Annotated in this window: 20 protein-coding genes; 16 read left to right on the top strand and 4 right to left on the bottom strand. The window is 65.8% G+C overall.

Features of this window, described 5'->3' with window-relative positions:
- Positions 1–33 precede the first annotated feature (33 nt).
- Genes glyQ through ACQ754_RS09025 form a run of 4 tightly spaced genes read left to right on the top strand, consistent with a single transcriptional unit; the run spans position 34 to position 4347 of the window.
- Positions 34–936 carry a glycine--tRNA ligase subunit alpha gene (gene glyQ, locus ACQ754_RS09040; protein ID WP_440996690.1) on the top strand — a complete coding sequence of 301 codons (903 nt, stop codon included), beginning with the start codon at positions 34–36 and terminating at the stop codon, positions 934–936.
- Positions 933–3041, top strand: coding sequence for a glycine--tRNA ligase subunit beta (gene glyS / locus ACQ754_RS09035; protein ID WP_440996689.1), 2109 nt, complete (start codon positions 933–935; stop codon positions 3039–3041). Before glyQ ends, glyS begins: the two co-directional genes overlap by 4 nt.
- Positions 3038–3583 carry a D-glycero-beta-D-manno-heptose 1,7-bisphosphate 7-phosphatase gene (gene gmhB / locus ACQ754_RS09030; protein WP_440996688.1) on the top strand — a complete coding sequence of 182 codons (546 nt, stop codon included), beginning with the start codon at positions 3038–3040 and terminating at the stop codon, positions 3581–3583. Before glyS ends, gmhB begins: the two co-directional genes overlap by 4 nt.
- A complete protein-coding gene (locus ACQ754_RS09025) occupies positions 3580–4347 on the top strand; it encodes a lysophospholipid acyltransferase family protein (RefSeq protein WP_440996687.1) in 768 nt (255 codons plus the stop codon). The genes gmhB and ACQ754_RS09025 overlap by 4 nt, the downstream gene beginning before the upstream one ends.
- Before the next feature lie 6 nt (positions 4348–4353).
- On the opposite strand, the gene gyrB is transcribed toward ACQ754_RS09025, so the two are convergent.
- The 4 genes from gyrB to dnaA form a co-directional block, all read right to left on the bottom strand.
- On the bottom strand, positions 4354–6771 hold the full coding sequence (gene gyrB, locus ACQ754_RS09020) for a DNA topoisomerase (ATP-hydrolyzing) subunit B (protein WP_440996686.1): 2418 nt from the start codon (positions 6769–6771) through the stop codon (positions 4354–4356).
- 28 nt (positions 6772–6799) lie between these two features.
- Complete coding sequence (gene recF / locus ACQ754_RS09015; protein ID WP_440996685.1) at positions 6800–7906, bottom strand: DNA replication/repair protein RecF; 1107 nt, start codon at positions 7904–7906, stop codon at positions 6800–6802.
- 9 nt (positions 7907–7915) lie between these two features.
- Positions 7916–9016 (bottom strand): DNA polymerase III subunit beta, encoded by a 1101-nt coding sequence (dnaN, locus tag ACQ754_RS09010; protein ID WP_440996684.1) that lies wholly within the window; start codon positions 9014–9016, stop codon positions 7916–7918.
- Between the two features lie 222 nt (positions 9017–9238).
- Entirely contained in the window at positions 9239–10576 is a 1338-nt protein-coding gene (dnaA, locus tag ACQ754_RS09005) for a chromosomal replication initiator protein DnaA (RefSeq protein WP_440996683.1), read from the bottom strand.
- Positions 10577–10782: 206 nt separating this feature from the next.
- Between dnaA and rpmH the strand changes: the two genes are divergently transcribed.
- The 12 genes from rpmH to atpE all read left to right on the top strand — a co-directional run bounded on the left by rpmH (position 10783) and on the right by atpE (position 20338).
- On the top strand, positions 10783–10917 hold the full coding sequence (gene rpmH / locus ACQ754_RS09000; RefSeq protein WP_018717450.1) for a 50S ribosomal protein L34: 135 nt from the start codon (positions 10783–10785) through the stop codon (positions 10915–10917).
- Between the two features lie 2 nt (positions 10918–10919).
- Complete coding sequence (gene rnpA / locus ACQ754_RS08995) at positions 10920–11306, top strand: ribonuclease P protein component (protein ID WP_440996682.1); 387 nt, start codon at positions 10920–10922, stop codon at positions 11304–11306.
- Positions 11291–11530, top strand: coding sequence for a membrane protein insertion efficiency factor YidD (gene yidD / locus ACQ754_RS08990; RefSeq protein WP_440996681.1), 240 nt, complete (start codon positions 11291–11293; stop codon positions 11528–11530). Before rnpA ends, yidD begins: the two co-directional genes overlap by 16 nt.
- Positions 11518–13161, top strand: a complete 1644-nt coding sequence (yidC, locus tag ACQ754_RS08985) for a membrane protein insertase YidC (protein WP_440996680.1) — start codon at positions 11518–11520, stop codon at positions 13159–13161. The genes yidD and yidC overlap by 13 nt, the downstream gene beginning before the upstream one ends.
- A gap of 11 nt (positions 13162–13172) precedes the next feature.
- Complete coding sequence (gene mnmE / locus ACQ754_RS08980; RefSeq protein ID WP_440996846.1) at positions 13173–14516, top strand: tRNA uridine-5-carboxymethylaminomethyl(34) synthesis GTPase MnmE; 1344 nt, start codon at positions 13173–13175, stop codon at positions 14514–14516.
- Between the two features lie 53 nt (positions 14517–14569).
- A complete protein-coding gene (mnmG, locus tag ACQ754_RS08975) occupies positions 14570–16459 on the top strand; it encodes a tRNA uridine-5-carboxymethylaminomethyl(34) synthesis enzyme MnmG (protein ID WP_440996679.1) in 1890 nt (629 codons plus the stop codon).
- Positions 16452–17090 (top strand): 16S rRNA (guanine(527)-N(7))-methyltransferase RsmG, encoded by a 639-nt coding sequence (gene rsmG / locus ACQ754_RS08970; protein ID WP_440996678.1) that lies wholly within the window; start codon positions 16452–16454, stop codon positions 17088–17090. Before mnmG ends, rsmG begins: the two co-directional genes overlap by 8 nt.
- The gene (locus ACQ754_RS08965; protein WP_440996677.1) at positions 17087–17869 is read left to right on the top strand and encodes a ParA family protein; all 783 of its coding nucleotides are present in this window, start codon (positions 17087–17089) and stop codon (positions 17867–17869) included. The genes rsmG and ACQ754_RS08965 overlap by 4 nt, the downstream gene beginning before the upstream one ends.
- A 9-nt stretch (positions 17870–17878) precedes the next feature.
- The gene (locus tag ACQ754_RS08960; RefSeq protein WP_440996676.1) at positions 17879–18745 is read left to right on the top strand and encodes a ParB/RepB/Spo0J family partition protein; all 867 of its coding nucleotides are present in this window, start codon (positions 17879–17881) and stop codon (positions 18743–18745) included.
- Between the two features lie 107 nt (positions 18746–18852).
- Positions 18853–19206, top strand: coding sequence for an ATP synthase subunit I (locus tag ACQ754_RS08955; protein ID WP_440996675.1), 354 nt, complete (start codon positions 18853–18855; stop codon positions 19204–19206).
- Positions 19207–19237: 31 nt separating this feature from the next.
- Positions 19238–20005, top strand: coding sequence for a F0F1 ATP synthase subunit A (gene atpB, locus ACQ754_RS08950; protein WP_440996674.1), 768 nt, complete (start codon positions 19238–19240; stop codon positions 20003–20005).
- Positions 20006–20068: 63 nt separating this feature from the next.
- Positions 20069–20338, top strand: coding sequence for a F0F1 ATP synthase subunit C (gene atpE, locus ACQ754_RS08945; protein ID WP_440996673.1), 270 nt, complete (start codon positions 20069–20071; stop codon positions 20336–20338).
- The last annotated feature ends 13 nt before the right edge of the window (positions 20339–20351 follow it).

Genomic DNA, 20351 nt, shown 5'->3' with positions numbered 1-20351 from the left:
GGGCAATCCATGCCCCATTGGGATGGCGAGGCAATGATCACCTTTCAGCAGCTCATCCTGGAACTGCAGCGTTACTGGGCCCAACGCGGCTGCGTGGTCCTGCAGCCGCTGGACATGGAGGTGGGCGCGGGCACCTTCCACCCCGCGACGTTCCTGCGCTCCATCGGCCCGGAACCCTGGAACGCCGCCTATGTCCAGCCCTCGCGCCGGCCCACCGACGGCCGTTACGGTGAGAACCCCAACCGCCTGCAGCACTACTACCAGTTCCAGGTGGTGCTCAAGCCCTCGCCCCTGGACATCCAGGACCAGTACCTGGGTTCCCTCGAGGCGCTCGGCGTCGATCCGCTGGTCCACGACATCCGCTTCGTGGAAGACGACTGGGAATCGCCGACCCTGGGTGCATGGGGTCTCGGCTGGGAGGTTTGGCTTAACGGCATGGAGATCACCCAGTTCACCTATTTCCAGCAGGCCGGGGGCTTGGACTGCCGCCCGGTGACCGGGGAGATCACCTACGGGCTCGAGCGGATCGCGATGTACCTGCAGGACAAGGCCAGCGTCTATGACCTGGTCTGGACGGAGGGCCCGGCGGGCACGGTGACCTACGGCGACGTATTCCTGCAGAACGAGCGCGAGCAGTCCGCCTACAACTTCGAGCATGCGGATGTCGCCAGCCTCTTCCATTGGTTCGAGACCTGCGAGCGCGAAAGCATCCGCCTGTCGGAGGCCGGTCTGCCGCTGCCCGCCTACGAGCAGGCGCTGAAGGCCTCGCACACATTCAACCTCTTGGATGCCCGGCACGCCCTGTCGGTGACCGAGCGCCAGGCCTATATCCTGCGGGTCCGCAACCTGGCGCGCCGGGTCGCGGAGGGCTACTACGCCGCCCGCGAGGCCCTCGGGTTCCCCCTGATGGATAGCGCGAAGGACGAGACAGCATGAGCGAGACCCGCGACGACCTCCTTATCGAGCTCGGTACCGAAGAGCTGCCGCCTACCGCGCTGCGTGAGCTGATGACCAGCTTTGCCGAGGCCGTGGCCGACGGCCTGGACCAGGCCGGGATCAGCCGCGGAACGGCGCAGCCGTACGCCACCCCGCGACGGCTTGCCGTGCATATCCCGGAGGTGGCGCTACGCCAGCCGGACCGTGAGATAGAGCGCCTGGGACCGGCCGTTGCCGCCGCCTTCGACAGCGAAGGTGAACCGACACGGGCAGCGGAAGGGTTCGCGCGTTCCTGTGGCGTAGCCGTGGCGGAGCTTGTGCGCGTGGAAACGGAGAAGGGGGAACGGCTCGCCTACCGGGGCGTGGAGCCGGGCAGCGAAACCGCCGGCCTCCTGCCCGGGATCATCGGGCATGCCCTCAGCCGGCTACCCATCCCCAAACGGATGCGTTGGGGGGACAGCGACGAGACCTTCGTCCGCCCGGCCCACTGGCTGCTGATCAAGCTCGGCACCGAAGTGGTGCCCGCCCGGCTGCTGGAGCTCGATAGCGATACCTACAGCCGCGGCCACCGGTTCCACCACCCGGATCCCCTCGCCATCGCCCACCCCCGCGACTATGCGGACACACTCCGCGACCCCGGCCGGGTACTGGCGGACTTCGACCAGCGCCGGGAACACATCCGCTCCGGGGTTCTCGACGTGGCACGGGGCGATGGGGGTGAAGCGGTAATCCGCGAACCCCTGCTCGAGGAGGTGACCGCACTGGTGGAATGGCCGGTGGCCCTGAGCGGGGGCTTTGACGAGGATTTCCTGCGGGTGCCGGAGGAGGCGCTGATCTCCAGTATGGAGGGCCACCAACGTTATTTCCCGGTGCGCGGGCCGGATGGGCGATTAATGCCGCGTTTCGTCGCGGTGGCCAATATCGAGAGCCGCGACCCCCGTCAGGTGATCGCCGGTAACGAGCGTGTCATCCGCCCGCGGCTGGCGGACGCCGCCTTCTTCTGGGATCAGGATCGGCGGACACCGCTGGCGGAGCGTGTCGAGGGGCTGGCATCGGTAGTCTTTCAGAAGGCCCTCGGGACGCTATACGACAAGAGCGCCCGGGTAGCCGCGCTGGCCCGTCGCTTCGCCGGTGATTTTGGCATCGATACGGCCCTGGCCGAGCGTGCCGCCTGGCTGGCCAAGGCGGATCTGCTCACGGAAATGGTGGACGAGTTCCCGGATCTCCAGGGCGTGATGGGTCGCTACTACGCTCGAGAGGACGGTGAGCCGGAGGCGCTCTGCATGGCCCTCGACGAGGTCTACCGTCCCCGCTCCGCCGGTGATCACGTGGCGGCGACTCCCCTGGGCCAACTCCTCGCGGTCGCGGAGCGCGCCGATACGCTAGTGGGGATATTCGCCATCGGGAAGGCACCTCGCGGTGCCAAGGATCCCTTCGGACTCCGGCGCGCCGCCCTCGGACTCGCCCGTACCCTGCTGGAATCACAGCGGGATATCTCCCTGCGGGAGCTATTCGCCGCCGCTGCGGATAACCTGCCCGGCGGCCTCGATGGCGATGCCCAGGTGGGGCCGGTGATGGAGTTCACCGTCGAGCGACTACGTGCCTGGTACCTAGAGCAGGGATTACCAGCAGAGGTCTTCGCCGCGGTACGCGCGCTGCACGGGGACGACGGCCCCGTCGCCAGCGTCGTGGATTTCGATCGGCGAGTCATGGCCTGTCAGCGGTTCCTGGAACGCCCCGAAGCCGCCGGCCTCGCCGAGGCCAATAAACGGATCCGCAACATCCTACGCAAGGCCGGCATCCAAGGGGAGGCGGGGGTCCCGGACCCGCGCCTTCTCGAAAACCCCGAGGAGCACACCCTTCACGAGGCGCTGGGCAACGCACGGGACGCGGTGGAACGCTCGGTAGCAAGGGGTGATTACGACACAGCGCTGGAACATCTCGCCGGTCTCGCTGGCCCCGTGGACGCGTTTTTTGAGGGAGTGTTGGTGATGGCGGAGGATGAGCGGGTCCGGGATAACCGTTTGGCGCTGTTGCACCGCCTCGCCGACGCCTTCCTGGCGGTAGCAGACATCTCGGAACTGCCAGGGCGCAGCCATTCATGACGGGGCTGGTCATCCTCGATCGTGACGGGGTCATCAACGAGGACTCGGCGGATTTCATCCGCACTCCTCGGGACTGGGTGGCCCTGCCGGGGAGCCTCGAGGCGATAGCGCTGCTCAACCGAAGCGGCTTTGACGTGGTCGTCTGCACGAACCAGTCCGGGCTCGCGCGGGGGCTGATCGACCGCGAGAACCTCGAGGCGATCCACCGGCACATGCTAGCAGAGATCCGTGCCGCCGGCGGCGACGTGCGCGGCATCTTCGTGTGCCCCCACGGACCGGGCGACGACTGTGAATGTCGCAAACCCCGGCCCGGCCTACTGCAACAGGTGGCGCAGCGGCTCGGGCGTCCGGTGCTCGGTAGCTTCGTCATCGGCGACAGCCGCCGGGACCTGGAGGCGGCCCGCGCTGCGGGGGCGCGCCCGTTGCTGGTGCGCACCGGCAATGGGAGACGCACCGCGGCGGCACTGGCGGACGAGAGTATCCCGGTATTCGACGATCTCCTAGCAGCTGCCAAGGCAATCGCCGGCGGGGGGACACGGTGAGGCGAGGGAGTTGGTTTCGCGGCGTCTTGTTTCAGGCGGGATTCGTCGCGCTGGTGCTTCTGTGGGGCATCCCCAGTCTTTTTACGGCAGTGCTCCCCTATCGTTGGCGTTACTGGTTTATCAGCCGCTGGTGCGTCCTAGTCGAGCTATGGCTGCGCCTAAGCGCCGGCATCCGCCACCGAATCAAGGGCCAGGAGAACGCCCAGGGGCCGGCGGCGGTGGTAATGGCCAAGCACCAGAGCACCTGGGAGACCGTTACCTTGGTCCGCCTCTTCTACCCCCAGAGTTGGGTGGTGAAGCGCGAGCTCATCTGGGTTCCGGTGTTCGGCTGGGCGCTCGGACTGCTGCGCCCCATCGCCATAGACCGTGCCGCCGGCCGCAATGCGGTGCGCGAGGTGATTCGGCAGGGTCGAGAGCGCCTCGCCGCCGGGCGCTGGGTCGTGGTCTATCCGGAGGGCACACGGGTGCCCGCCGGGCATAAGGGTCGCTACCGCCTCGGCGGGGCGATACTCGCCTGCGAGGCGGGGGTACCCGTGGTGCCGGTGGCCCACAACGCCGGGGAACACTGGCCGCGTGACGGCCTGCGGATGATGCCGGGCGTGGTGGAGGCCGAGATCGGCGAGCCCATCCCAAGCGCTGGCAAAACCCCGGAGGCGCTGCTCGCGGAGGTAGAGGCCTGGATCGAGTCTCGTACGGCGGCGCTTTCCCGCAATGCCTACAGCGGCGAGCTCTACGAGCGGCCCAGGAAGCGACGCCGGAGATAAGTCCGATTAAACGTCCAAGTTACTGACTTGTAGGGCGTTCTTCTCAATGAAATCACGTCTCGGATCGACGTGATCGCCCATCAATGTGGTGAAGATCTCGTCTGCGGCGACCACATCCTCAATACGGACCTGCAGGAGGCGCCGGGTGCTCGGGTCCATAGTGGTCTCCCACAGCTGTTCCGGATTCATTTCGCCAAGGCCTTTGTAGCGCTGCACCGAGAGCCCACGCTTGGCCTCTTCCATCAACCAGTGCACCGCCTGTTCAAACCGGCTCACCGAGGTGCTGCGCTCGCCGCGGCGGACCTCCGCATCACTGTGCAGCAGACCTTCCAGCGCTGCGCTAAGGCCGCGCAGGGTCTCGTATTCCTGGGACAGGAAGAATTGGGCCGGGAAGGTGTATGGGTAGAGGATACCGTGCATGCGTTTGGTGATGACGGCATCCTGGAATCCACCATCGCTGCCGGTTCGAACTTGCACCCGGTATTCCGTGCCGGTCGGCTGGTTTTCGTTCACAGTGGCCGTCAGGCGCTCGAACCATTCACCGACAGTGGTGCCATCCCTGAGATCGTCCTCCCAAAGGGGCCGCAGGCTGGTCATGGCGCGGAGGATTGCCGGGTCACTGCGGCGTCCCAGGTGATCGATCATGTCCATGGTTCGAAAGTACTGCCGGATCAGGCGCCCGAGCGGCTCCGGGCCGATCTCTGGAGCGCCGCCACCGGGGGCGAGGCTGGCCTTGTCCAGCGCCAACGTAAGCAGGTATTCGGTAAGCTCTTGATCGTCCTTGACGTAATGCTCCTGCTTGCCACGCTTGACCTTGTACAGCGGCGGCTGGGCTATGTAGACATGGCCGCGCTCTACCAGCTGCGCCATCTGGCGATAGAAGAAGGTCAACAGCAGGGTCCGGATATGCGATCCGTCCACGTCCGCGTCGGTCATGATGATGATGCGGTGATAGCGCAGCTTATCCGGGTCGAATTCGTCCTTGCCGATACCACAGCCGAGGGCGGTGATCAGGGTTCCGACCTCCACCGAGGAGAGCATCTTGTCGAAACGCGCCTTCTCGACGTTAAGGATCTTCCCCTTCAACGGCAATATCGCCTGGGTGCGGCGGTCGCGGCCCTGCTTCGCGGAGCCCCCTGCGGAGTCGCCCTCGACGAGATAGATCTCGGAGTTCGCGGGGTCACGCTCTTGGCAATCGGCGAGCTTGCCGGGCAGGCCGGCGACGTCCAACGCACCCTTGCGGCGAGTCATTTCCCGGGCCCGGCGGGCGGCGTCCCGCGCCCGCGCGGCGTCGATCACCTTCTCGACGATGGCCCGCGCGTCATTGGGGTGCTCATAGAGGAAGTCATGCAGGGCCTCGGCCAGGGTGCTCTCCACCGGCCCCTTTACCTCTGAGGAGACGAGCTTGTCCTTGGTCTGGGAGGAGAACTTCGGGTCCGGGACCTTGACCGAGACGACCGCAGTGAGGCCTTCGCGGATATCGTCCCCGGAGGGATGGACCTTGAGCTTGCGGCTGTAGCCCTCGCTGTCCATAAACGCATTCAGGGTTCGGGTGAGCCCGGCGCGGAAGCCGGCCATATGGGTCCCGCCGTCGCGCTGGGGGATGTTGTTGGTAAAGCAGAAGATCGCCTCCTGATAGGAGTCGTTCCACTGCATGGCGACCTCGACCTGGACCTCGTCGCGTTCCGTGGACAGGTGGAATACCGCCGGGTGGAGGGGGTGCTTGTTCTTGTTGAGGTGTTCGACAAAGGCGCGGATACCACCCGCATACTCGAAGACATCCTCTTTGCCGGTGCGCTCGTCCTTGAGGATGATCCGCACCCCTGGGTTAAGGAACGAGAGCTCTCGGAAGCGCTTCGCGAGGATGTCGTAGTTGAAGTCGATGTTGGTGAAGACGTCGGGACTCGGATGAAACGTGAGCTGAGTGCCTTGCTCGTCGGTTTCACCCACGACCCGCAACGGGGATACCGGCTCGCCGTCGCGGTATTCCTGGACGTGGATCTGCCCTTGCTTCTTGATGAGCAGACGCAGGCGCGAGGAGAGCGCATTGACCACCGAGACGCCGACGCCATGGAGGCCGCCGGAGACCTTATAGGAGTTGTTATCGAACTTGCCGCCGGCATGGAGGACCGTCATGATCACTTCGGCGGCGGAGCGGCCCTCCTCTGTGTGGATGTCGACGGGTATACCACGACCGTTGTCGACCACGGTGACGGAGTTGTCGTCGTGGATGGTGATTCCGACTTCGGTGCAGTAGCCGGCAAGGGCCTCGTCGATGGAATTATCTGCCACCTCGAAGACCATGTGATGGAGGCCGGTTCCGTCATCGGTATCACCGATATACATGCCGGGGCGTTTACGGACGGCGTCGAGGCCGCGGAGGACCTTGATTTGGTGCGAATCGTACTGGGTCTGTGCGCTCATAGGGCGGTTCCTGCAGTTAACCGCTGCATTATATCATTTCGGTGACATGACCTTGTTCCACGTGGAACATCTTACCGGGGGAGGTAATGCTACGGAGACGGTCCGGCTCGAGGGTGGTTAAGACCGTTTGTGCGTTACTCAAATCGAGCACAGCAAGGATGTCGCGCAAGTGTTGATCGTCTAGCTCGGCGGCGAGATCGTCGAGCAACAGCACCGGCGTCGTTTGTGCTAGCTCGCCGTGTAGGCCCAGTTGCGCGAGCTGTAGTGCGATAACAGCGAGCTTTAGCTGACCTCGGGACAGGACGGAGCGCGCATCGGTACCGAGGGCGCGGAGACGGAGGTCGGCGCGGTGAGGGCCGGCAAGGGTGTATCCGCGTTCGAGTTCTCGGTCGCGGTTGCTCGCGAGGGCACCACGGAGTTCCTGGTTCTCCCCCCACCCCCGACGGTAAATCCAGGAGAGGGATAGCTCGGGAAGCCAGGAGGCTGCGAGGCGTTCGGCTTTGGGTAGCATGCGCTCCAAGTACCGAGAATAGGCCCGGTGTACCGCTTCGCCGGCGCGGGCGAGGGTGGGCTCCCAGGCGATCGTTGTGCGGGCATCCCTCTGGCGGAGGCTGTGGTTTCGCTGTCGAAGGGCTCGTCGGTAGTTGCGCCAAGCATCCGCAAAACCGTGTTCCACGTGGAACACACCCCAGTTCAGTAACGCCCGACGCTCCCCCGGCCCCTCCGTCAGCACCCGCGTGCACTCGGTTGTGATGACCTGTATCGGGAGTAGCCGTGCGAACCGCGCGATCGAGCGCTCTTCTCGCCCATTCAACCGCAGCCGCAGCCCCGCTTCCTCAGATATGCTCACTAGGCGCTGCTCGGTATCCCCGGCGCTTCCCGTCAGTTCCCCACGCACGACGAATTGTTCCTTCCCCCGTTGGAGTAGCCCCTTGGCTGGGGTTCGACGAAAGCTTCGCCCCCAACCGAGGAATGCGATCGCTTCGAGGAGCGCTGATTTGCCGGCACCATTGCTCCCGGTAACCAGCGTGGTAGCGGCATCCAACGTAAGATCCGCCCGTGCGATGTTTCGGAATCCTTCGATATGCACCCTTTTTAGCCAGGCGCGTTGACCCTCCGCGATCTCGGCCGCCAACTTGCGTCCCTACAGGCGCATGGGCATGACAACGTAACGAACCTGATCCTCACCCTGTCCCTGGATCAGGGCGCTGGCGTTCGCGTCGGTAACATGTAGAACCACCACCGGTTGTTCGATCGCCCCGACCGCATCAAGCAGGTAACCGGCGTTAAAACCGATCTCCACTCCCTCGCCAGGGTAGTCCGCCGCTACCTCCTCCTCGGCCATCTCCTGTTCTGGGTTCTCGGAGCGAATCGTAAGCCGATCCTTGTCCAGTACGAGACGTACGCCCCGATACTTTTCGTTGGAGAGTATGGAGGCGCGCACGAGGGCCTGTCGGAAACTCTCTCGGTCGAGCTCTAGCGGTTGTGCACTAGCCTCGGGTATGACGCGCTGATACTCCGGGAATCGGCCATCGATGAGCTTCGATGTGAACCGTATCCCTCGTAGATGCGCGCGGACGTGATTGTCCCCTAGTTCTACTCGGACCGGTTCGTCGGAGTGCTCAAGTAGGCGCAGCACCTCTTGGACGCCCTTTCGGGGCACGATCACTTGCCGGGCACCCGAAAGCTCCAGTTGTACCTCCAGATCGGCGATCGCCAGGCGATGTCCGTCTGTTGCCACGCTTCGTAGGTGGCTGCTCTCCAGTTCCAGGAGCATTCCGTTGAGGTAGTAGCGGACATCCTGGAGTGCCATGGCGAAATGGGTCTTGTCGACGAGCCAGCGCAAGTTGGCCTGGCTGATCTCGAGTGTCTCGGTCTCACCGATATCCTCCACGTTCGGGAAATCCCCGGCCGGGAGCGTCGCAAGATTGAATCGGCTCCGTCCGGACTGTATGACCATCCGATCTTGTTCGATGCGCAAGGTGATGGTGCTTTCCTCGGGCAGGTTGCGCACGATATCCAGAAGCTTTCTTGCTGGAACAGTGATCTGTCCGGGTTCGTCGACCGGGTTGGTTACCCTTGCCTGGAGCTCCACCTCCAGGTCCGTTGCCGTAATCGAGAGTCCTTCTTCATCGGCGATCAGCAGCACATTGCTGAGTACCGGGAGCGTCTGACGGCGCTCGACGACTCCAATCACGGACTGAAGGGGCTTTAGCAGGTTCTCGCGTGGTATGTGGAGCTGCATGTATCTTCGCCCTATCTCAATACTGTGTATAAACCTAAGCCTGTTGTTGTTATTGGGTCGAGCGATACTTGTGATTAAGCATAAGTATCCCTTTTTACTCAGGCCGTTAGATCGTTTATAAGCTGTGGATGATGGCTCGCCCGTGATTCTCCCTCTTGTGTGTACGTTGTGGATAAAATCCGGCGTCGCGCTGCTGCAAACTTCTCACACAGCTTTTCCACATCATGCGGTCAGGGTCCTCAACAGGTTGTCATAGTCTTCATCGAGCCGCCGATCTTCTTCGCGCAGGGCGACTACCTTCCGGCAGGCGTGCAAAACGGTAGTGTGGTCGCGTCCGCCAAAGGCGTCCCCGATCTCCGGTAGCGAATGGCTCGTTAGCTCTTTCGCCAGGGCCATCGCTACCTGTCGCGGCCGTGTGATCGAGCGACTGCGCCGCTTCGAGAGAAGGTCGGCAACCCGGATCTTGTAATAGTCCGCTACGGTTTTCTGGATGTTCTCTATCGTGACCAGCTTGTCCTGTAGCGCGAGCAGGTCCCGTAGTGCCTCTTTGGTGAAATCCACCGTGATGGCTTGACCGGTGAACTGCGCGTTTGCGAGCACGCGGCGCAGTGCGCCCTCCAGCTCGCGAATATTCGAGCGGATGCGCTTGGCGATGAAGAACGCGACCTCGTCCGGCAGTTCGACGCCCTCTTGGCTGGCCTTGCTCATGAGGATGGCGACCCGGGTCTCCAGCTCCGGTGGTTCGATGGCGATGGTCAGCCCCCAGCCGAATCGTGACTTCAGCCGTTCCTCTAAGCCATTGACTTCCTTCGGGTAACGATCGCAGGTCATTACGATCTGTTGCTGTCCCTCCAGCAGCGCGTTGAAGGTATGGAAGAATTCCTCCTGAGAACGCTCTTTGCCCGCGAAGAACTGGATGTCATCGATGAGCAGGGCGTCCACGCCCCGGTAGTGGCGCTTGAATTCGTTGATCGCGTTGTGCTGGAGGGCCTTGACCATATCCGCGACAAACCGCTCGGAATGCAGGTAAAGAACCTGTCCCCCCTGCCGGCCGGCGAGCAAGCGGTTACCGATGGCGTGCATCAGATGGGTCTTGCCGAGGCCGACGCCGCCGTAGATAAACAATGGGTTATAGGCGCCGCCGGGGTTCTCGACCACCTGCATGCTCGCCGCCCGGGCTAGCTGGTTGGATTTGCCCTCTACGAAGGTATCGAAGGTGAAGTTCGGGTTCAGGCTCGATGCGGACGGCCGAACCCGGCGCTCCTCAGCTACCGGGGCCTCTTCCCGGGGCGTCTCCGGCTCGCTTCGCGGGACCGTGCTGGTCCCGATCTCCAGGCGCAGCGCCGGCGGCGCATCGGGTCGCTGGCTCGCCAGAAGCTCCTGAATGCGCGCGGCGAAGTGCTCGCGCACCCAGTCAAGAACGAAGCGATTGGGTGCGTACAGGCACAGCTGCTCCGTGTCCTCCCGGGCCTGCAACGGCCTGATCCAAGTATTGAGCTGCTGGTCGGGGATTTCGCGTTCGAGGCGACGCAGACAATCCTTCCATAGCGACTCGGCCACGGGCGTCCTACCTCACTGTGGTCGGGATGAAGGGCGTGTAATGGCGGAAGTCTAATTGCTAACCCCCAGGTTATCCACAGCCGCAGGCCATTGACATGCCCCGGGTCTGTGAGTACTGTCGCGTGCTCGGCCGAACCCCGGCCCGCCGGCACGTTGCCGCCGGCCGCTTCCCCTAAATACGACCGAATCGAGAGCGGTACCACGTCATGAAGAGGACGTTTCAACCCAGTGTGATCCGGCGCAAGCGCACCCACGGGTTTCGCGCGCGGATGGCCACCCGAAACGGGCGCAAAGTGCTCGCCCGGCGCCGTGCCAAGGGGCGCGCCCGGCTGACGCCGTAGGCTTGGCGTCCGGCGCGGCTGGTGGCGGCTCGCGCTTCGCGTTTCCGCGCAGCGCCCGACTCACCGATTCCCGGGCGTTCTCCCGCGTCTTCGCCGATGCGGTGCGCGTCGCCGACTCCCGCTTTACGCTGCTCTACCGCCGCCAGGAGTGGCCGTGCGGGGCGCGCCTTGGGCTAGCGGTTTCGCGGCGCACGGCGCCCCGTGCCGCGGACCGCAATCGGATCAAGCGGATCATCCGGGAATGCTTTCGCCATCAACGCCACCGAATGCCCCCTGTCGATATTGTGGTGATCGCGCGCCCGCCGGCGCGCACCGCGGGCCGGCGCGATCTCGCCGCGGCCTGCGAGCGGTTGCTCGAGCGGGTGCAGCGTTCTTGCGCGCCGTCTTGATCGGGCTGCTACGTGCTTACCAGTATCTAATAAGCCCCCTTATCGGTCCGCGTTGCCGCTTCCTCCCTTCCTGCTCGCACTACGCGGTGGAGGCCATTGAGCGCCACGGGCCGTTGCGCGGTATTGGGCTGGCGCTGCGCCGGCTGTTGCGTTGCCACCCTGGCCATCCCGGTGGCCTCGATCCCGTCCCTGACCCACAGGATAACCGTCGATGGAAAACGTAAGGCTGTTCCTGTTCGCCGCCCTTGGCGCCTTGCTGCTGCTGCTGTGGAGCGCCTGGCAAGAGGATTACGGCCAACCGGTCGCAGGGGGCGACGAGGAGGCCTCCCCCGTGGCGGCAGCGCCGGAGGACGCCCCCGAAGCGGAGCGCTCGTCACCGGCGGACGGCGCGGGTGAGGCATCGCAGGCGGAAACCGGGGCGGGGCCGGACACGATCCGGGTGCTCACCGATCTCTTCGATATCCGCATTGATGCCAACGGCGGTCGAATCGCCTCCGCGCGCCTTCGCCAGCACACGGTGTCCATGGAGGACGAGTCCCCCTTCCCCCTCCTGCGCCCGGAATCCCCCCTGTTCGTCGCCGAGGCGGGGCTGGTAGGTGACGGGGTCCCGGCGCCGGATGCCGGTGCCCGTTGGCGTGCGGAGCAGGCCGAATACCGGCTCTCGGAAGGCGACGACGCGCTGGTCGTGCCCTTGACTTGGACCGGTGATAACGGCGTCGAGATCACCCGGCGGTATGTGTTCGGTCGCGATGACTACGTGCTCCGCGTCGAGCACCGGGTACGCAATGCCTCTGAATCCCCGTACCGGGCCTACCAGTATGCCCAGCTGCGGCGTGAGGAAAGCGGTAGCGGCCAGGCCTTCCTCGGTGCTCGCAGCTACGTCGGCGGCGTGATTTTCACCCCCGAGGACCGTTACCAGAAGTACGACTTCGGCGACATGCGCGACTCGGACCTCTCGCGGGATGTCACCGATGGCTGGCTGGCGTTCATCCAGCACTATTTCGTGGCCGCCTGGATTCCGCCCCGGGAGCACACCCAGCGCTTCTACACCCGCGTCCGCCACGGGGAGTATGTCCTGGGTATGAGCTCGCCGTGGCAGAGTGTCGCGCCCGGTGGGGAGGCCACCTATTCCAGCCAACTCTTCATCGGACCCAAGGACCAGGACCGCCTGGCGGCCATCGCCGAAGGGCTCGAGCTGACCGTGGACTACGGCTGGTTCACCGTGCTGTCCAAGCCGTTGTTCATCGCCCTGGACTGGATCCACGGCGTGGTCGGCAACTGGGGTTGGGCGATCATTATCCTGACCCTGGGCATTAAGGCAGTCTTCTACAAGCTCTCCGAGACCAGCTATCGCTCGATGGCGCGGATGCGCAAGCTCCAGCCGCGCATGCAGCAGCTCAAGGAGCGCTATGGCGATGACCGCCAGGGGATGAATCAGGAGCTGATGAAGCTCTACAAGGAGGAGAAGGTCAATCCGCTGGGCGGCTGTCTGCCCATCCTCATCCAGATCCCCGTGTTCATCGCCCTGTACTGGGTGCTGCTGGAGAGTGTGGAGCTCCGCCATGCCCCCTGGGTCCTGTGGATCCGCGACCTCTCCTCGCCGGACCCCTATTACATCCTGCCGCTGATCATGGGCGCGACCATGCTGCTGCAGCAGCAGCTCAATCCCGCACCCATGGATCCGATCCAGAAGCGGCTGATGACCTTCCTCCCGGTGGTGTTCACGGTGTTCTTCCTGTTCTTCCCCGCCGGTCTGGTGCTGTACTGGGTGACCAACAACACGCTGTCCATCCTGCAGCAGTGGCTGATCACCCGGCGCATCGAGGGCGAGGAGGCGAAGAAGCGGGCCTCCTAGGAGGAGCAAAGCTGGCGACCGATACCATCTGCGCCATTGCCACGCCGCCGGGCCACGGCGGCGTCGGCATCGTGCGTGTCTCCGGTCCCGCGGTCCCCGTCATCGCCGAGGGCGTGCTCGGCACCGTGCCCCGGCCACGATTCGCGCGCTTCGCGGCGTTCCGGGGCGAAGCCGGTGAAGTCCTCGATGAGGGCATCGCCCTGTACTTCCCGGGGCCGCGTTCATTCACGGGCGAGGACGTGCTCGAGCTGCAGGGCCATGGTGGGCCGGTGGTGATGGGCCGGCTGCTGGCACGGGTGGTGGCGCTCGGCGCCCGGCATGCCGAGCCCGGGGAATTCTCCCAGCGGGCCTTCCTCAATGACCGCCTCGATCTGGCCCAGGCGGAGGCGGTGGCCGACCTGATTAACGCGCGCACCGAGGCGGGGGCACGGGCGGCGATGCGCTCGTTGACCGGGGAGTTCTCGCAGCGGGTGGAGGCGCTGGTGGAGGGTGTGACGAGGCTGCGCATCCATGTCGAGTCGGCCATCGACTTCGCCGACGAGGATATCGACTTCCTGGCGGACCCGGCCGTTGCCCACCGCCTCGCCGGCCTGCAGGAGGACCTGGAGCAGACACTCGCCGCGGCGCGTCGCGGCCGGGCCCTGGGGGAAGGCATGACGGTGGTGATCATCGGCCGGCCGAACACCGGGAAGTCGAGCCTGCTCAATCGTCTCGCCGGCGGCGAGACGGCTATCGTCACCGAGATCCCCGGCACCACACGGGACGTGCTACGCGAGCAGATCCGCATCGACGGGCTCCCCATGGAGGTGCTGGATACCGCCGGGCTGCGGGACACCGACAACCCGGTGGAGCTCGAGGGCGTGCGCCGCGCCTGGCAGGCCATTGAGCGTGCCGATCGCGTGTTGCTGGTGGTCGACGACACCGCCGGGCCGGGGCCGGCGGAGTGCGAGCTCGCGGCGCGGCTGCCGGCGGGCACCGCGCTCAGTGTGATTCGCAACAAGATCGACCTCACGGGCGTCGCCCCCGGCACGGGGCCGGGCTCGCTCGGCGACGAGGTGCGGCTGTCGGCGCATACGGGGGCCGGCATGGAGGCCCTGGCCTCCCATCTAAAGGCGGTGATGGGGTACAGTCCCGGGGATTCGACGTTTACCGCCCGCCGCCGGCATATCGAGGCCCTGGAGACTGCGGGGGGGCATCTACAGGTGGCCGCGGGCGTCCTCGCCGGGGAGGCCGCCGGCGAGGTCGTGGCCGAGGAGCTCCGTCTCGCCCAGGAGGCCCTCGGGGAGATCACCGGTAGGGTGACCAGCGAGGAGCTGCTGGGGCGGATCTTCGCCACCTTCTGCATCGGCAAGTGAGCGGGCGCGTTTGCCGAACCTGGCCAGGGCGACGTATCAGCGGGAGAGGCGTTGTGGAATTCGGACGTGAGTATCAGGTCATCGTGGTCGGCGGTGGCCATGCCGGCACCGAGGCGGCGGCCGCTGCGGCACGTATGGGCGCGCGCACGCTGCTGCTCACCCAGAATATCGAGACCATCGGGCAGATGAGCTGCAATCCCGCCATCGGCGGTATCGGCAAGGGCCATCTGGTCCGCGAGATCGATGCCCTTGGCGGGATCATGCCTCGGGCCATCGATCGCGCCGGGATCCAGTTCCGCACCCTGAATGGTCGCAAGGGGCCGGCGGTGCGGGCGACGCGGGCCCAGGCCGACCGCAGCCTGTATCGCCAGGCGGTGCGGGCGGCGCTGGAGGCGCAACCGGGGCTGGAGCTCTTCCAGCAGGGGGTGGAGGATCTGCTGGTGGAGGGGGGTCGGATCGCCGGCGTGATCACCCAGATGGGGGTGGTGTTCCGCGCACCCCGGGTGGTGCTCACCGTGGGGACCTTCCTCGGCGGGTGCATCCACATCGGCGAGCGCAGCCACCAGGGGGGGCGCGCCGGCGATCCGCCGGCCAACGCCCTCGCCCGCCGGCTACGCGAGCTGCCGACCACGGTGGAGCGGCTCAAGACCGGCACCCCGCCGCGCATTGACGGGCGTTCCATCGATTACTCCCGGCTCGCGGAGCAGCCCGGTGACGAGCCGGTCCCCTACTTCTCCCTATGGAGCCGCGGCGATGAGCACCCGCGCCAACTCCCCTGCCACATCACCCGGACGAGCGAGACGGCCCACGAGGTCATCCGCGCGGCGCTCGCGCGTTCGCCCATGTTCTCCGGCGAGATCGAGGGGGTGGGGCCGCGGTACTGCCCGTCCATCGAGGACAAGGTGGTACGCTTCCCCGATCGTGACTCCCATCAGATCTTCGTCGAGCCCGAGGGGCTGGACACCCACGAGGTCTATCCCAACGGCATCTCCACCAGTCTGCCCTTCGAGGCCCAGCTCGAGATGGTGCGCCGCATCCCGGGCTTCGAAGCGGCCCACGTGACCCGTCCGGGTTATGCCATCGAGTACGACTTCCTTGACCCCCGCGACCTGCAGCCCGGCCTGGAGACGTGCTATCTCCCCGGCCTGTATCTCGCCGGTCAGATCAATGGCACCACCGGTTACGAGGAGGCCGCGGCCCAGGGCCTGGTCGCGGGGATGAACGCCGCCGCCGCGGCCGCCGGCCGCGATCCCTGGTGCCCGCGCCGGGACCAGGCCTATACCGGCGTGCTCATCGACGACCTGGTAACGCGGGGCACCCGCGAGCCCTATCGTATGTTCACCTCCCGCGCCGAGTACCGTCTGCACCTGCGCGAGGACAACGCCGATCTACGCCTCGGCGTCGTCGCCCGGGACTATGGCCTGATCGATGAGGCCCAATGGGCGGCGATCGAGGCCCACGCCGAGGCGGTGGAGCGCGAGACCCAACGACTGCGCTCCACGGTGGTGACCCCTTCCCGGCTGCCGGCCGCGGTAGCCGAAGAGGTGCTCGGCGAGCCCCTGGCCCGGGAGCAGAACCTGCTCGATCTGCTGCGCCGGCCCGGGGTGGGCTATGAGGCGTTGCGGGCGTTCCCGGGGATGGAGGCCGGGCTGCCGCCGGGGCGCAGTGCTGAGCAGGTCTCGATCCAGGCGAAGTACGCCGGTTATCTCGAGCGCCAGCGCCGCCAGGTGGAGCAGGCCGGTCGTCACGAGGACGTGACTATACCCTCGGATCTCGATTATGACGCAGTACCGGGGCTGTCCGCCGAGGCCCGCGAGAAGCTCGTCCGCCATCGGCCCGCCACTCTCGGCCAGGCCGGTCGCATCGACGGGGTCACCCCGGCGGCGGTGTCGTTGCTTCTGGTCCATCTCAAGCGACGGGGGGCGCTGCGCCGCAGTGCCTGAGCCCGAACGTGCCGTGCTCCGCGCACGCCTCGAGGAAGGCCTCGCGATCATGGCCCTGGACGTCAGCGAACCGACGCGGGAACAGCTCATCGACTACGTCATGCTGCTCGCGCGCTGGAACCGTGCCTATAATCTCTCCGCGGTACGCGAGCCACGGGAGATGGTCACCCGGCACCTGCTCGACAGTCTCGCCGTCCTGCCCTGGGTCGCGCCGGGCAGCCTCCTGGACGTCGGTACCGGCCCCGGGCTACCCGGGATCCCGCTGGCCATCGCCCGGCGGGGGCTTGCGGTGACCCTATTGGATAGCAACGGCAAGAAGGTGCGTTTCCTGCGCCAGGCGGTGATGACCCTCGACCTCGACAACTGCCAGGTGATCCAGGCGCGGGCGGAGGATCTGGACGGCCGTTACACGCGGGTGATTGCCCGGGCCTTCACCGACCTCCCCGGATTCTGGCGCCTCGCCGCTCCCCGCCTGACCGCTGACGGCCGCGCACTGGCCATGAAGGGGCGCTACCCGCAGGCGGAGTTGTCGGCCCTCGCCGGTATGGGGGTATCATGGCAGATCTTTCCGCTCCAGATCCCCGGTCTGGACGCCGAGCGCCACCTCGTCGAGCTCAGGGCTGAACAATGACTCGGATCATCGCCGTGACCAACCAGAAGGGCGGGGTCGGAAAGACCACCACCTGCGTGAACCTCGCCGCCTCCCTGGCCGCCAACCGCCGGCGCGTACTGCTCGTGGACATGGACCCCCAGGGTAATGCCACGGTGGGTGCCGGCGCCGACAAGGAGACCCTGGAGGCCACCAACTACGAGCTTCTGATGGGGCTCGCCGATGCCGCTGACGTCCGCCTCGCCCTGCCGGAGGCGGGCTTCGACCTGCTGCCGGCCAACGGCGACCTCACCGCCGCGGAGGTGGCACTGCTCGAGGCCGAGGGGCGCGAGCGTCGCCTCGCCGACGCCCTGGCCCCGGTGGCCGGCGACTATGACTACGCGATCATCGACTGCCCGCCGGCGCTGAACATCCTCACCGTCAACGCCCTGGTGGCTGCCGACCGGGTGCTCATCCCCATCCAGTGCGAGTACTACGCCCTCGAAGGCCTTACCGCGCTGCTCAATACCATTCGCCGGGTGCAGCAGTCGGCGAATCCGGCACTGCAGATCGAGGGGTTGCTGCGGACGATGTTCGACCCGCGCAACAACTTGGCCAACCAGGTGGGCGCGCAGCTGCTCGCGCACTTCGACGAACAGGTCTATCGCACCCAGATCCCGCGCAATGTGCGCCTCGCCGAGGCACCCAGCCATGGTCGCCCGGCGCTGCAGTACGACCGCTCCTCCCGCGGGGCCATCGCCTATATGGCACTGGCCTCTGAGCTACTGCGCCGGGAACGACGCAGCGTCGCCGAGGCCTAGGGGGCAGGCATGAGCCAGAAGCGAAGGGGACTAGGGCGAGGTCTGGACGCGCTGCTCGGCGCCGAGCCCGAGGAGGCGAGCGAGGCGGCGGAGGCCCGGGGCGAGCTGCGCAAGCTCCCCATCGACCTCTTGGAGCGTGGACGCTTTCAGCCGCGTACGGAGTTCGATCCAGCCGCGTTGCAGGAGCTCGCGGACTCCATCCGGGCCCAGGGCGTGGTCCAGCCCATCGTCGTGCGCCCCTTACCCGACGAACGCTACGAGATCATCGCCGGCGAGCGGCGCTGGCGGGCCGCACAGCTGGCCGGCATCGAGGACATACCGGCGCTCGTTCGGGATGTCCCCGACGAGACCGCCATCGCGGTGGCGCTGATCGAGAACATCCAGCGCGAGGACCTCAACCCGCTGGAGGAGGCCTCGGCGTTAAAGCGCCTGACCGGCGAGTTCGGGATGACCCACCAGGGCGTCGCCGATGCGGTGGGCCGCTCCCGAGCGAGTGTCTCCAACCTCCTGCGCCTGCTCGAGCTCGCGCCCGAGGTCAAGGCGCTGATCGCCGAGCGCCGCCTCGAAATGGGCCATGCCCGTGCGCTGCTGGCCCTCCCGGCCGCCGACCAGGCGAGGATCGCGCGTCAGGTCGCCGAGAAGGGGTTGTCGGTTCGCGAAACCGAGGCCTTGGTGCGTCGTGCCGGCGAGCCCGCCCGCCCGTCGACGGCGCCTTCCGAGAGTTCCGATCCGAATCTCCGGCGCCTGCAGGACGATCTCAGCGGACGGCTGGGCGCCCGGGTGGCGATCCGTCACGGCCGCAGCGGTAAGGGACGGCTGGTGATCGAATACAACAGCCTCGATGAGCTGGACGGCATCCTCGAGCATATCCACTAGTGCGTTTCCGCAGCGCGACATCCGCTGTTGAACCCGGACCACCCCTTCATTATACTCCCCTCCGGCTTGCTAGGGGCCCTTTGGCGATAAGGGAGTTGCGGCGACCGATGCGGATCGCATGGCGGGTGATACGCCTGCAGCTCGCCATAACGGCGGCCCTGGCTCTGATCTGGCTGGTCACAGTGGGCGGGCGCGCCGCGCTTGCTGCGACAGCCGGCGGGGGGATAAGCGCCGCGTTGAGCCTGTACGTCGCCGTTCGGGTCTTCGCCCATGATGCGAAGGCGAATCCGCAGGCCGCCTTAGGGGCGCTATATCGGGCGGAGGCGGTTAAGCTTTTGCTCGCCGTGGTTCTGACCTCGCTGGCGATACTCGGGTTCCGCGAACATCCGATCCCGGTGATCAGTACGCTGGCGGCAACCCTGAGCGCCTACTGGCTGGCGCTGCTCGGCGACCGGGACTGAAACTTCGACGTCACGACGAGAAGACCAAGGTATGGCCGCGAATTCTCCGACCGAATACGTCCAGCACCACCTCCAGCACCTGACCATCGGTGAGGGTTTCTGGACTCTCAACATCGATACCCTGATCTTTTCCTGGATCCTCGGCCTGGTGTTCCTCGGCCTCTTCTACGGCGTCGCACGCAGCGTCACCAGCGGTCCCCCGGGGCGCCTGCAGAGCTTCATCGAGGTGGTGGTCGAGTTCGTCGATAAGACCGTCCGGGAGAGCTTCCATGGTCCCCGGGAATTCGTCACCCCGCTGGCGCTGACCATCTTCGTGTGGGTGCTGTTCTGGAACCTGATGGACCTCATCCCCGTGGACCTGCTGCCGAACATCGCCATGGCGCTCGGCATCCCCTACCTGCGAGTGCTCCCTTCGGCGGATATGAATGCGACCTTCGGGCTCTCGCTGACGGTGCTCGCGCTGGTCATCATCTACAGCGTCAAGGGTAAGGGCTTCTCCGGTTTCGGCAAGGAGCTGCTGTTCCATCCCTTCGGCAAGTTCCCGCTGCTCATCCCGGCGAATCTGATCCTCAATCTGGTGGAGATGATCGCCAAGCCGGTTTCACTGGCGCTTCGACTGTTCGGCAACCTCTACGCCGCGGAGATGATCTTTATCCTCATCGCCATGCTGCCCTTCTGGATCCAGTGGATCCCGGGCGCGGCGTGGGCGATATTCCATATTCTCGTGATCCCGCTTCAGGCCTTCATCTTCATGGTGCTGACCATCGTCTACCTGAGCCTCGCCTACGAGGAGCACTGACGACGGGATCGCCAACGTTTCTTTTCACCTTCAACGCCCCATCATCGAGAGTCGGGAGGAACCATGGAAGAAATCATCGCTCAGGTTCAGGCCTTCACCGCCATCGGCGTCGGTCTGATCTTCGCCTTCGCAGCCCTTGGCACGGGCGTCGGCTTCGGACTGCTCGGCGGCAAGTTTCTGGAGGGCGCCGCGCGCCAGCCGGAGCTTACCGGTGACCTGCAGGTGCGGATGTTCATCGTCGCGGGTCTGTTGGACGCCCTGGCGATCATCGGCGTCGCCTTCGCCGCGCTGCTGATGTTCGCGAATCCCCTGCTTGGTGCGCTCGGCGGCTGATCCCCTGAGGGTC

The organism is Arhodomonas sp. SL1 (assembly GCF_052060015.1).
Lineage (GTDB): Bacteria > Pseudomonadota > Gammaproteobacteria > Nitrococcales > Nitrococcaceae > Arhodomonas.
The sequence above is the reverse complement of the archived record's forward strand: the minus strand, read 5'-3'. Positions and strand labels throughout refer to the sequence as shown.